The following is a 12508-nucleotide window of genomic DNA, read 5'->3' on the forward strand; positions in this document are numbered from 1 at the left end:
TTCCGTGTCGGCGGTGACCCGGGATCCCCAATCCGAGCGAACTTGGCAAAAAGGGGCGTCGGTCCGCGTTTGAATCGTGTAAAGGCCGAGTTCCCGGCAGGTTACCGGCGGTTGGACGGCGGTGATTCCGCGCCGCTCCTGGGAGTTCGCCGCCCCCCGCAATAGGTTGGCGGGGTAGGGATGGCCGAAGACGGCAAAGTACGGCAAGCGACGGCCGGGACGCGACCCGGCGGCGACCAGGTGATGGGGGCGGACATGTCAATGCCGAAAGGGTCGAATGCGCCGGTGCCCACGACGGCGCTGCGGGTCGAATTGGGCTGGCGGCCCGGACCCGGGGTCCCGGACGTGGACGCCTCGGCCCTGCTGCTGGTGGCGGGAAAGGTCCGCTCGGACGGCGACTTCGTCTTCTACAACCAGCCCGCGCACGCCTCCGGGGCGGTCCGCCACGAAGGCAAACGCAATGCCGCGGAGCGGGTGACCGACACCCTTCTCGTGGACCTCGCGCGCGCGGAGCCCGCCGTCGAGCGCGTGGTACTCGCCGCCTCGGCGGACGGCGGGCCCTTCGGCCGGGTGCCCGACCTGTACATCGCGGTGACGGACGCCGCCCGGGGCGACACGATCGCCCGCTTCGACAGCACGGGCGCCACCGTCGAGACCGCCTTCGTGCTCGGCGAGTTCTACCGCCGCCAGGGCGGCTGGAAGTTCCGCGCCGTCGGCCAGGGCTACAGCAGCGGACTCGAGGGCCTGGCCACGGACTTCGGGATCACCGTGGACGAGCCGCAGCACGCCGCACCACCCGCCGCCGCGCCGCGTCCGCAGACCCCGCCGCCCCCGGTGACCGCACCGCCGCCCGTGGGCCCGCCGGTCCCGCTGCCCCCGCCGCCGGCCGCCGCGCCCGTACGCCTCAGCAAGGTCACGCTCACCAAGGCGGCACCCTCCGTCTCGCTGGCCAAACAGGGCGGCACGTCCGGCGCCCTGCGGGTCAACCTCAACTGGCAGGTGCACAAGCAATTCTCCGGATGGGGCCGCCGGCGCGGCGCCGCGCACAGCGACCTCGATCTCGACCTGTGCGCCCTGTACGAACTCGCCGACGGCAGCAAAGGAGTCGTCCAGGCCCTCGGCAACGCCTTCGGATCGCTGCACCGGCCCCCCTACATCCACCTCGACGGCGACGACCGCACCGGCGCCTCGGCGAGCGGCGAGAACCTCACCGTCAACCTCGACCACACCCGGGACTTCCGCCGCATCCTCGTCTTCGTGACCATCTACGAGGGCGCCGACTCCTTCGCCGACCTGCACGCCACCGTCACCCTGCGGCCCCAGCACGGCGCGCCCGTCGAGTTCTCGCTCGACGAGTGCACGGTGCCCTCGACGGTCTGCGCGCTCGCCCTGATCACCAACACCGGCGCCGACCTCGTGGTCCGGCGCGAGGCCCGGTACCTGGTGCCGGAGCGCGGCGTGAGCCCGCAGCGGACCGTCGACCGCGCCTACGGATGGGGCATGAACTGGACACCCGGCCGCAAGTGACACTCCCTCAGCCCTCGTCGGGCACGGCGCCGGGACGCGCGTACGTACGGCCCTTCCAGGCCGCTCCGCGCCCCCGGTAGTGCTGCACCGCCGAGTCGACCGTCATGAGCAGGTACAGGAAAGCGGTGAACGGCAGCGACACGGCGAGCCACGGCGGCAGCCGGTAGTAGCGGAGCATCGGGACGTACGTCCCCGTCATCACCAGCCACGCCAGGGCACCGGTCAGCGCGACGGCCGCACTCCCCGTTACCGCGCCCACGACCAGCGCCACGGGCGGCACGAGATACACCAGCGCGAGCCCGGCGACCGTGCCGAGGAGCAGCAGCGGGTTGTGCCGCAGCTGCGCGTACGCGCTGCGCGAGACCATCCGCCACAGGTCGTGCAGCCGCGGATAGGGGCGCACGCTGTCCACCCGCTCGGCGAGCCCCAGCCAGATGTGGCCCCCGCCGCCCTTCACGGCCCGCGCGAGCGCCACGTCGTCGATGACGGCGTGCCGGATCGAATCGGGGATGCGCGCCCGCTGTGCCGTCTGCGTACGCAGCAGCACACAGCCGCCCGCCGCGGCCGCCGTGCGCGCCCCGCGCCGCCCGATCCGGCGGAACGGGTACAACTGCGCGAAGAAGTACACGAAGGCGGGCACCACCAGGCGCTCCCACAGGCTCTCCACACGCAGCCGGGCCATCTGCGAGACGACGTCGAAGCCGCCGGTGCGCGCCGCCGCCACCAGGTGCCGCAGGCTGTCCGGAGCGTGCGCGATGTCCGCGTCCGTCAGGAGCAGATACTCGGGCTCACGCGCGCGTGCCAGCGAGATGCCGTGGCGCACCGCCCACAGCTTGCCCGTCCAGCCCGCCGGCGGCTCGCCGGGCGAGTCCACCGTCAGCGGCAGCCCGCCGTGCCGCCGGGCCAGTTCCCGGGCCAGCTCTCCGGTGCCGTCCGTGCTGCCGTCGTCGACCAGGAAGACCTCGGCACGCCCCGGATAGTCCTGCGCCAGCAGGGACGGCAGGCTCGACGGCAGCACCGCCGCCTCGTCGCGGGCCGGCACGACCACGCACACCGACGGCCAGTCGTCGGGGTCCCGGCGCGCCGGCAGACGGACGTCGGTCCGCCAGAAGCCGCCCTGACACAGCAACAGCCACAGCCAGGCGGCGAGCGATACGGCGGCGATCCACAGGAGGGCACTCACCCGCGCAGTCTGCCCCACCGGACGGGCCCGCCGGGACCCATCGTCTATCGTGGCCGGGTGAAGATCGCGCTCATGGACTCCGGGATCGGCCTGCTGGCGGCCACCGCCGCGGTGCGGCGTCTGCGGCCCGACGCGGATCTCGTCCTCTCCCTCGACCCCGACGGCATGCCGTGGGGCCCGCGCACCCCTGAGGACCTCACCGAGCGCGCCCTGGCCGTGGCCGAGGCCGCCGCCGCGCACCGCCCCGACGCCCTCGTCGTCGGCTGCAACACGGCGACCGTGCACGCGCTGGACACCCTGCGCGCCCGGCTGGAGCCCGGCATCCCGGTGATCGGCACCGTACCGGCGATCAAGCCGGCCGCGGCCGGTGGCGGCCCCGTCGCGATCTGGGCCACGCCCGCCACCACCGGCAGCCCCTACCAGCGGGGACTCATCGAGGAGTTCGCCGACGGCGTACCGGTCGCCGAAGTGCCGTGCTGGGGACTGGCCGAAGCGGTCGAACACGCCGACGAGGCCGCCATCGACGCCGCCGTCGCCGAGGCCGCCGGGCTGACCCCGCACGACGTGACGACCGTCGTCCTCGGCTGCACCCACTACGAACTGGTCGCCGAACGCATCCGCGCGGCCGTGCGGCGCCCCGGCGCCCCGCCGCTGGTGCTGCACGGCAGCGCCGGCGCGGTCGCCGCCCAGACGCTGCGCCGCATCGGCGAGCGGCCCGCACCCGACGCGCCGGCCGACGGCACCGTGACGGTGCTGCTGAGCGGCCGTGCGGGCGGGCTGCCGGCACCCGCGCTGCACTACGCCGAGGGCCGCCTGCTCATGGCCGCGAGCCCCGCCCGCTGACCACCCGGCGGCCGGGCCGCACAGCGGGCCGCTCCCCGCAACCCGGCGCGGTCACTGTGCGCAACGCGCTACCCGCGCAGCGAATCCTGAGTAACCTCTTAGGCATGCAGGACCACCCCCACGACGAGGACACCGCCGACGCCTCGCACCCCGAGGTGTGGACTGGCCGCGCCACCAACCGGGTCCAGTGGCTGCTCGCGCTCGTCGGCGCGGCCTGCATGGCGCTCGGCATCGAACTCGCCGTGGACTCCGCCTGGACCTCGGGTACCGCCCCGCTCGTGATGTCCGTGGTCGGCTGCATCGCCGCCGGGCTGCTGGTCCTCTTCGGCACCCTCGCGTTCGTGCACGTCGACCTGAAGCTCGACCAGGAGTCCCTGGAAGTGCGCTGCGGCCACATCGGGCTGCCGCGCCGCCGCATCCCGCTCAGCCATGTCGCCGGCGCCGAGTTCGCCCCGCACGTCACCCCGCGCCACTGGGGCGGCTGGGGGTACCGCTGGCGGCCCGAGAAGGGGACCGCGGTCGTGGTGCGCCGCGGCGAGGGCGTGGTGCTCCGGCTGTGGGACGGCCACACATTCACGATCACCGTGGACAACGCGGAGTCGGCGGTCCGGGTGATCAAGGCCCGGCTGCGCACCATCACACCCGGTACCGCCCACTGAGACCGCCGCCGCGCCCAGGGGCGAGCGAACCGCCGTGACCCCGGGGGCCGCCCTCGTCACAAGATGACCCCTGGTGCCGTGGGCCGCCTCATGGACCGCGCTGTCGACCGCAAGGTCACCCGCCGTACACTCCCGGAATGACCGTCACCGCACCATCCGTGGACCAGCCGGACCGGGTCCGGACGCGCCCCTGGCCCACGCGCGGCGCCCGACTGCTGCGACTGGCCCCGGCCGCCGTCTCGGCGCTCTGCGGCGTGCTGCTCTACGTCAGCTTCCCGCCGCGCACCCTGTGGTGGCTCGCCCTGCCCGCCTTCGCCGGGTTCGGCTGGGTGCTGCGCGGCAGGGGCTGGAAGGCGGCCCTCGGCCTCGGCTACCTCTTCGGCCTCGGCTTCCTGCTGCCGCTGCTGGTGTGGACCGGCGTCGAGGTCGGTCCCGGGCCCTGGCTCGCCCTGGCCGCCGTGGAGGCGGTCTTCATCGCACTGGTCGGGCTCGGTGTCGCGGCGGTCTCGAAGCTGCCCGCCTGGCCGGTGTGGGCGGCGGCCGTCTGGGTGATGGGCGAGGCGGTACGCGCGCGCGCACCGTTCCACGGCTTCCCCTGGGGCAAGATCGCGTTCGGCCAGGCGGACGGCGTCTTCCTGCCGCTCGCCGCCGTCGGCGGCACCCCCGTGCTCGGCTTCGCCGTCGTCCTGTGCGGATTCGGTCTGTACGAGGCCGCGCGCGTGGCGGCCGAGGGGCGGCGCACCCGCGCCGTGCGCAAGGGGACCGCCGCCGCGGCCCTGCTGAGCGTGGCCGTACCGGTGGCGGGGGCGCTGGCCGCCCGGACACTGGTCAGCGACAAGGCCGAGGACGGCACGGTGACCGTCGCGGTCGTCCAGGGCAACGTGCCGCGCTCCGGCCTGGAGTTCAACGCCCAGCGGCGCGCCGTGCTCGACTACCACGCGCGCGAGACCAGGAAGCTGGCCGCCGACGTCAAGGCGGGCAAGGTCGCCCGGCCCGACTTCGTGCTCTGGCCGGAGAACTCCTCCGACATCGACCCCTTCGGCAACCCCGACGCGGCCCTCGTCATCGAGGACGCGGTCAAGGCGATCGGCGTGCCCATCTCGGTCGGCGGGGTCGTCGCGCGCGACGGCAAGGTGTTCAACGAACAGATCCTGTGGGACCCGGTCAAGGGGCCCACCCAGACGTACGACAAGCGGCAGATCCAGCCGTTCGGCGAGTACCTGCCGCTGCGCTCGCTGCTCGGCGCCGTCAACGACAGCTGGACGACCATGGTCAGCCAGGACTTCAGCCGGGGCACCAGGCCGGGCGTCTTCGACATCGGCGGCACCCGGGTCGGCCTCGCGACCTGCTACGAGGCGGCCTTCGACTGGGCCGTGCGGGACACGGTCACCCACGGCGCGCAGATGATCTCCGTGCCGAGCAACAACGCGACCTTCGACCGCAGCGAGATGACCTACCAGCAGCTCGCTATGTCCCGGGTACGCGCGGTGGAACACAGCCGGACCGTGACCGTGCCGGTGACCAGCGGCGTCAGCGCGATCATCATGCCGGACGGGAAGATCACCCAGAGGACCGGCATGTTCGTGCCCGGCCACCTGGTCCAGAAGATCCCGCTGCGCTCCTCGCAGACCCCCGCCACCCGGCTGGGCATCCTGCCTGAGATGGCCCTGGTGCTGGTCGCCGCGGGCGGTCTCGGCTGGGCGATCGGGGCCGGTGCGCGCCCCTCGCGCGCGCGGGAGGAACGCCTGCGGGCCCGTTAGGGTCGGGTCCATGGGTACTCCTGACTTCATCCGTACCATCCGGACCTCGGCGGGCCACCAACTGCTGTGGCTTCCGGGCGTCAGCGCCGTCGTCCTCGACGACCGCGGCCGGGTGCTGCTCGGCCGGCGCGCGGACAACCACAAGTGGGCGGTGCCCTCCGGTATCCCGGACCCCGGCGAGCAGCCGGCCGACTGCGCCGCGCGGGAGGTGTACGAGGAGACGGCCGTGCGGTGCGTCCCGGAACGGATCGTGATGGTGAACTCGGGCGAAGTGGTCACCTACGGCAACGGCGACATCTGCCAGTTCATGGACATCACCTTCCGCTGCCGGGCCGTCGGCGGCGAGGCACGCGTCAACGACGACGAGTCCCTGGAGGTCGGATGGTTCGAGGTGGACGCCATGCCGACTATGCACGAACGCCAGCTGTTCCGGATCAAGCAGGCCCTGTCCGATGAACCCACATGGTTTGTCCCTACGAGTCTTCAGTGAAGTATGGGGTGTGACCACATGTGGTCGGGTCGGGGTGCTGCTTAGGGTCGGGACATGACCTCGCCCAGCGCCCTGCCCGGCCCGCACACCCCCTCGCTCGACCTGTCCGGCCGCACCGCCCTCGTCACCGGGGCGGCGGGCGGCATCGGCGGCGCCTGCGCGCTGCGACTGGCCGCCGCCGGCGCCAAGGTGCGTGCCGTCGACCGGGACGCGACCGGTCTGGACGCGCTGGCCGAGCGGGCCCGTGCGTCGGCGGGCACGGTCGAACCGCAGGTCCTGGACCTGACCGACCTCGACGCCGCCGAACACGCCGCCGCCGGCACCGACATCCTGGTCAACAACGCGGGGCTGCAGCTGGTCCGCCCCATTGAGGAGTTCCCGCCCGAGGTGTTCCACACCGTGCTGACCGTGATGCTGGAGGCCCCGTTCCGGCTCATCCGGGGCGCGCTGCCGCACATGTACGGCCAGGGCTGGGGCCGTATCGTGAACATCTCCTCCGTCCACGGTCTGCGCGCCTCCGCCTACAAGTCGGCCTATGTGGCCGCCAAACATGGGCTGGAGGGACTGTCCAAGACGGCCGCCCTGGAGGGCGCCGCCCACGGTGTCACCTCGAACTGTGTGAATCCCGGCTATGTGCGCACCCCCCTGGTGGAGCAGCAGATCGCCGATCAGGCGCGGGCCCACGGCATTCCCGAGGAGCGCGTGCTGTCCGAGGTGCTGCTGCAGGACAGCGCCGTCAAGCGGCTCATCGAACCGGAGGAGGTGGCCGAGGCGGTCGCCTACCTCTGCGGCCCGCACGCCGCCTTCGTCACCGGCACCTCGCTGGTCCTCGACGGCGGCTGGACGGCGCACTGACCGGCCCGGCGACCGGCACACCGACCGGCCCGGCGACCGCGGACCGGGTAGTTTTCCACAGGCCGGACGCGACCGGCGGGCGATGCGGAATCCTGTGAGCATGTCTCGCGATCACCTGCACTCCACCGGGCGCCCCGCCACCGCCGAGGGGCTTTCGGCCGGTGCCGCCGGCACACCGGACGGCGACGCCGGGACCGTGTTCCTCGACCTGCTGGCCCGCGGCGCCCCGGCCGATGCCTACGAGCAGCCGGTGCTGCTCGCCCGCGCCGAGGGCCTGCCCGCCGACCGGATCGCCGCGCTGGAGCGGGCCAAGCTGCTCGCGCTCAGGGTCCGCGCGGAACTGGAGGGCCGGCGGCGGCGCGAGGCGGAGCTGTCCGCGCTCTTCGAGACCGCCCACGACCTCGCGGGACTGCGGGACGTGGACGCGGTCCTGCAGGCGATCGTGCAGCGCGCCCGCTCGCTGCTCGGCACGGACGTCGCCTACCTCAGCCTCAACGACCCGGCCCGCGGCGACACCTATATGCGGGTCACCGAGGGCTCGGTCGCCGCCCGCTTCCAGCAACTGCGCCTGGGCATGGGGGAGGGGCTCGGCGGGCTCGTCGCCCAGACCGCCCGCCCGTACGTCACCGACGACTACTTCAAGGACGACCGCTTCCGGCACACGCTCACCATCGACACGGGCGTGCGCGACGAGGGCCTGGTCGCCATCCTCGGTGTTCCGCTCATGCTCGGCCCGCATGTCATCGGCGTCCTGTTCGCGGCGGACCGCCGCGCCCGGGTCTTCGAACGGGAACAGATCGCGCTCCTCGGCTCCTTCGCCGCGCTCGCCGCCGCCGCGATCGACACCGCGAACCTGCTCACCGAGACCCGGTCCGCGCTGGCCGACCTGGAGCGGGCCAACGAGATCATCCAGGACCGCAGCGCGGTGATCGAGCGGGCCTCCAAGGTCCACGACCGGCTCGCCGAACTCGTCCTGCGTGGCGGCGGGGTCCATGACGTGGCCGCCGCGGTCTCCCAGGTCCTCGCCGCCACCGTCGAGTTCACCGAGACCGGCGACGCACCTGCCACGGCGCTTGAGGCATCACGGGCGGAGGGCCACGCGGTGCAGCACGGCGCGGACTGGATCGCCGCGGTCGCCGCGGGCGGCGAACTCCTCGGCGCGCTGGTGCTGCGCGGCCACCCCGGCCTCGACCCCGTCGACCAGAGCACCCTGGAGCGCGCCGCGTCGGTCACCTCGCTGCTCCTGCTCGCCCGCCGCTCGGCCGCCGACGCCGAGCAACGGGTCCGCGGCGAACTCCTCGACGACCTCCTCGACGCCCGCGACCGCGACCCGCGCCTGCTGCGCGACCGCGCCTCCCGGCTGCACGCCGACCTCGACGCCGTGCATATCGTCCTGGCCGCCCGGCTCGGCGGGGCCGCGCCCGACGCCGAACACGAGGCCGCCGCCCGCCGCCGCCTGGGCGCCGCCGCCGCCCACCTCGCCGCGACCCGGCACGGCCTGGCCGCCGCCCGCGACGGCGGCACCGTCCTGCTGCTGCCGCTGGGCCCCGGCGACACCGCGACCGACGTGGCCCGCCGCACCGCCCGCCACCTCGGCACGGCCGTCCACGAGCCGGTCACGGTGGGGGCGTCCGCGCCGGTCGCCGACCTCCTCGCCCGCCCCGAGGCGGTGGCCGCCGCCTACGCCGAGGGACGTCGCTGCCTCGACGCGCTGCGCCTGCTCGGCCGCTTCGAGGACGGCGCCGCCGCCGAGGACTTCGGCTTCCTCGGGCTGCTCCTCGCCGGCGAGCGGGACGTCACCGGCTTCGTCCGGCGCACCATCGGCCCCGTGGTGGCCTACGACGAGCGGCGCGGTACGCAGCTGCTGCGCACGCTCGACGCGTACTTCGCCTGCGGCATGAGCCCGGCCCGCACCAAGGACGAACTCCACGTCCATGTGAACACGGTCGCCCAGCGGCTCGACCGGGTCGCACGGCTCCTCGGCGACGACTGGCAGGAACCGGCCCGCGCCCTGGAGGTCCAACTCGCCCTGCGGCTGCACCGGCTGGCCGGGCCGGCACGGCACTGACCCTGTACGGGGCCGGTGCGGACCGGAACGCGGGCCGGGGCGAGGACTGCGGCGTGGGCCGGAGCGCGGGCCGGGGTGCGGGTCAGGCGGTGCGGGCGCCCGCCGACCGGTCGGCGGTCTTCTCTCGGCCGGCCACGGCCTCGGAGTCGACGTCGGCGAGGTCGCGGTGCCGGGTCTCCCGGGCCACGCCGACGGCCACCAGCGTCAGCACGGCCGCCGCGATCACGTACAGCGCGATCGGGGTGGAGCTGTCGTACTCGGACAGCAGCGCGGTGGCGATGAGCGGTGCCGGCGCACCGGCCGCGACGGAGGCGAACTGGGCGCCGATGGACGCGCCGGAATAGCGCATCCGGGTCGCGAACATCTCGGAGAAGAAGGCGGCCTGCGGCGCGTACATCGCGCCGTGCAGGACCAGGCCCACGGTGACGGCCAGGATCAGACTGCCGAACGAGCCGGTGTCGATGAGGGAGAAGAACGGGAACATCCACAGGCCGATCCCGGCCGCGCCCAGCAGGTAGACCGGCCTGCGTCCGACCCGGTCCGACAGCGCGCCCCAGGCGGGGATGACCGCGAAGTGCACGGCCGACCCGATGAGCACGGCGTTCAGGGCCGTCTGCTTGGAGACACCGGCCGAGGTGGTGGCGTAGACGAGGATGAACGCGGTGATCACGTAGTAGCTGATGTTCTCCGCCATGCGCGCGCCCATCGCCACCAGGACGTCGCGCCAGTGGTGCCGCAGCACGGAGACGAGCGGCAGCTTCTCCGGGTCGGCCGCCGCGGTCGCCCTGCGGGCCTCGGCCCGCGCCAACGCCTCCTGGAACACGGGTGATTCGTCGACGGACAGGCGGATCCACAGGCCGACGGCGACCAGCACCCCCGACAGCAGGAACGGGATGCGCCAGCCCCAGCTGCCGAACGCGGAGTCCGACAGCAGCGTGGTGAGCAGGGACAGCACACCGGTCGCGAGCAACTGTCCTGCGGGCGCCCCGGTCTGCGGCCACGAGGCCCAGAACCCGCGCCGCCGGGCGTCCCCGTGCTCGGACACCAGGAGTACGGCTCCGCCCCATTCGCCGCCCAGCGCGAAGCCCTGGACGAGGCGCAGCACGGTCAGCAGCACGGGCGCCGCGGTTCCGATGCTCGCGTGCGTCGGCAGCAGACCGATGGCAAAGGTCGCGGCGCCCATCATCAGCAGGCTGAGCACCAGCAGCCGCTTGCGCCCCAGCCGGTCCCCGTAGTGCCCGAACACCAGGGCGCCCAGCGGTCGCGCCGCGAACCCGACCGCATAGGTGAGGAACGACAGCAGGGTGCCGACGAGCGGGTCGGAGTCCGGGAAGAACAGCTTGTTGAACACGAGCGCGGCGGCCGAGCCGTACAGGAAGAAGTCGTACCACTCGATGGTGGTGCCGATGAGGCTGGCGGCGACGATGCGGGGGAGCTTGGCTGGGGTCGGTGGAGCGGATGCTGCGGGGGCCATGTGCGCCACTTCCTCGTGTGCGGTGGGGACGGGTGGGTGTCGGCACACCGTAGGAAGAAGCAGGTCCGGCGGATATGTGCTGGGGATTTATAGGCATGAGCTGATGTGTGTGCGCAGCCACCACGACGAGTGTCCGTGCGGCCGGCTGCCGCGGCCGGTGGTGCGGGCCGCGGCAGACCGGAACCGTCCGCGTCCGTGCGTCGGGTTCCGTAACCGGAGGCGGGGAGCGGGGGTCAGGTCGCGGCGGCGGGGTGGAGCACCGCGGTGCGCCGGCGCGGATCGGGGACCCGCAGTTGCGCGGTCACCTGGGACAGGTCGGAGACGAACAGCCGGGCCAGTTCGTCGGTGAAGCCGGTGCGCACCACCAGGCGCAGCACGGAGACGTCCTGGCAGGGGGCGGGGAAGGTGTAGGCGGGCAGGTGCCAGCCGCGGGCGCGCATCGCCTGGGACACGTCGAAGACCGTGAAGTCCTGGGTGCCGGGCGCCAGTCGGAAGGCGAAGGCGGGGAGTTCGGAGCCGTCCGTGACCAGTTCGTACGGCGGCATGTCGGCGATCTGCGCGGCCAGCGCGCGGGCCGTGGTGCGGCACTGGGCGGCCAGGTTACGCAGTCCTTCGAAGCCGTACCGCAGGAAGTTGTAGTACTGGGCGACGACATGGGCGCCGGGGCGGGAGAAGGCGAGGGTGAAGGTCGGGGAGGTGCCGCCGAGGTAGTCCACCTCGAAGACGAGGTCGTCCGGGAGGGCGTCGGCGTCCCGCCACAGGGCCCAGCCGAGCCCGGGGAAGACATGGCCGTACTTGTGCCCCGAGGCGTTGACGGAGGCGACGCGTTCGAGTTGGAAGTCCCACATGAGGCCGGGGTCGAGGAACGGCGCCACCAGCGCTCCGGAGGCGCCGTCGACGTGCACGGGGATGTCGGTGCCGGTGGCGGCCTGGTAGCCGTCGAGGGCCATGCAGATGTCCGCGACGGGTTCGTAGGAGCCGTCGAAGGTGGAGCCGAGGACGGTCACCACCCCGATGGTGTTGTCATCGCAGTAGGTGGTCAGGGTGTCGGGGGTGAGGTGGTGGCGGCCCGGCTCCATCGGGACGTAACGCGGCTCCACCTCGAAGTAGTTGGCGAACTTCTTCCAGCACACCTGGACGTTCGCGCCCATCACCAGGTTCGGGCGGGCCACGTCCTTGCCCTGGGCGCGGCGGCGGGCCTGCCAGCGGCGCTTGAGCGCGAGGCCGCCGAGCATGGCGGCCTCGCTGGAGCCGGTGGTGGAGCAGCCGCGCACCCGCTCCGGGTGCGGCGCGTGCCACAGCCGGGCGAGCATCTGGACGCAGCGCTCCTCCATGGCGGTGATCTGCGGGTACTCGGCGCGGTCCGCGAGGTTCTTCTCCGCGGCCTCGGCCATCAGGTGCCGGGCCTGCGGTTCCATCCATGTCGTGACGAAGGTGGCGAGGTTGAGCCGGGGGTTGCCGTCGAGCATCAGCTCGTCGCGCACACGGCGGTGGACGGCGTCCGGGGACGATTCCGCCGCGGGCAGTTCCTCGACCGGCACGAGCAGCGTGCCGGCGGGCTGGGGGAGGACGTGGGGGGAGACGACGAGGGTGTCTGCATCTGCTTCCGGCAGGACGCCGGTATCCGGAATGGGCATGGGTGCCTGGAG

The 12508-nt window shown here is 73.4% G+C and carries 10 protein-coding genes; 7 read left to right on the top strand and 3 right to left on the bottom strand.

What is annotated here, in order from left to right:
- Positions 1 to 243: 243 nt before the first annotated feature.
- On the top strand, positions 244 to 1527 hold the full coding sequence (locus tag ACIRFL_RS11545) for a TerD family protein (RefSeq protein ID WP_404026980.1): 1284 nt from the start codon (positions 244 to 246) through the stop codon (positions 1525 to 1527).
- A gap of 7 nt (positions 1528 to 1534) precedes the next feature.
- On the opposite strand, the gene ACIRFL_RS11550 is transcribed toward ACIRFL_RS11545, so the two are convergent.
- The gene (locus ACIRFL_RS11550) at positions 1535 to 2728 is read right to left on the bottom strand and encodes a glycosyltransferase (RefSeq protein ID WP_404026684.1); all 1194 of its coding nucleotides are present in this window, start codon (positions 2726 to 2728) and stop codon (positions 1535 to 1537) included.
- A 39-nt stretch (positions 2729 to 2767) separates the two neighbouring features.
- Here ACIRFL_RS11550 and ACIRFL_RS11555 point away from each other — a divergent pair, with 39 nt between their 5' ends.
- The 6 genes from ACIRFL_RS11555 (at position 2768) to ACIRFL_RS11580 (ending at position 9385) form a co-directional block, all read left to right on the top strand.
- On the top strand, positions 2768 to 3553 hold the full coding sequence (locus tag ACIRFL_RS11555; RefSeq protein WP_404026686.1) for a glutamate racemase: 786 nt from the start codon (positions 2768 to 2770) through the stop codon (positions 3551 to 3553).
- Positions 3554 to 3657: 104 nt separating this feature from the next.
- Entirely contained in the window at positions 3658 to 4212 is a 555-nt protein-coding gene (locus ACIRFL_RS11560) for a hypothetical protein (RefSeq protein WP_404026688.1), read from the top strand.
- A gap of 137 nt (positions 4213 to 4349) precedes the next feature.
- The gene (gene lnt, locus ACIRFL_RS11565; RefSeq protein ID WP_404026690.1) at positions 4350 to 5972 is read left to right on the top strand and encodes an apolipoprotein N-acyltransferase; all 1623 of its coding nucleotides are present in this window, start codon (positions 4350 to 4352) and stop codon (positions 5970 to 5972) included.
- Positions 5973 to 5982: 10 nt separating this feature from the next.
- The gene (locus ACIRFL_RS11570; RefSeq protein WP_404026692.1) at positions 5983 to 6462 is read left to right on the top strand and encodes an NUDIX hydrolase; all 480 of its coding nucleotides are present in this window, start codon (positions 5983 to 5985) and stop codon (positions 6460 to 6462) included.
- Positions 6463 to 6516: 54 nt separating this feature from the next.
- Positions 6517 to 7317 carry a 3-hydroxybutyrate dehydrogenase gene (locus tag ACIRFL_RS11575; RefSeq protein ID WP_404026694.1) on the top strand — a complete coding sequence of 267 codons (801 nt, stop codon included), beginning with the start codon at positions 6517 to 6519 and terminating at the stop codon, positions 7315 to 7317.
- Positions 7318 to 7417: 100 nt separating this feature from the next.
- Entirely contained in the window at positions 7418 to 9385 is a 1968-nt protein-coding gene (locus ACIRFL_RS11580) for a helix-turn-helix domain-containing protein (protein ID WP_404026697.1), read from the top strand.
- An 82-nt stretch (positions 9386 to 9467) separates the two neighbouring features.
- Here the strand turns inward: ACIRFL_RS11580 and ACIRFL_RS11585 are convergent, their stop codons facing one another.
- Positions 9468 to 10859 carry an MFS transporter gene (locus ACIRFL_RS11585; RefSeq protein ID WP_404026699.1) on the bottom strand — a complete coding sequence of 464 codons (1392 nt, stop codon included), beginning with the start codon at positions 10857 to 10859 and terminating at the stop codon, positions 9468 to 9470.
- Between the two features lie 233 nt (positions 10860 to 11092).
- A complete protein-coding gene (locus ACIRFL_RS11590; protein ID WP_404026702.1) occupies positions 11093 to 12496 on the bottom strand; it encodes a glutamate decarboxylase in 1404 nt (467 codons plus the stop codon).
- Between the last annotated feature and the right edge of the window lie 12 nt (positions 12497 to 12508).

The organism is Streptomyces sp. NPDC102462 (assembly GCF_044765425.1).
Classification (GTDB): Bacteria; Actinomycetota; Actinomycetes; order Streptomycetales; family Streptomycetaceae; genus Streptomyces.

Bases quoted from the DNA above. Each gene is read 5' to 3' on its own strand.
- ACIRFL_RS11545 (WP_404026980.1), top strand. From the start codon at position 244: ATGGGGGCGGACATGTCAATGCCGAAAGGGTCGAATGCGCCGGTGCCC.
- ACIRFL_RS11560 (WP_404026688.1), top strand. From the start codon at position 3,658: ATGCAGGACCACCCCCACGACGAGGACACCGCCGACGCCTCGCACCCC.
- lnt (WP_404026690.1), top strand. From the start codon at position 4,350: ATGACCGTCACCGCACCATCCGTGGACCAGCCGGACCGGGTCCGGACG.
- ACIRFL_RS11570 (WP_404026692.1), top strand. From the start codon at position 5,983: ATGGGTACTCCTGACTTCATCCGTACCATCCGGACCTCGGCGGGCCAC.
- ACIRFL_RS11575 (WP_404026694.1), top strand. From the start codon at position 6,517: ATGACCTCGCCCAGCGCCCTGCCCGGCCCGCACACCCCCTCGCTCGAC.
- ACIRFL_RS11580 (WP_404026697.1), top strand. From the start codon at position 7,418: ATGTCTCGCGATCACCTGCACTCCACCGGGCGCCCCGCCACCGCCGAG.
- ACIRFL_RS11585 (WP_404026699.1), bottom strand. From the start codon at position 10,859: ATGGCCCCCGCAGCATCCGCTCCACCGACCCCAGCCAAGCTCCCCCGC.
- ACIRFL_RS11590 (WP_404026702.1), bottom strand. From the start codon at position 12,496: ATGCCCATTCCGGATACCGGCGTCCTGCCGGAAGCAGATGCAGACACC.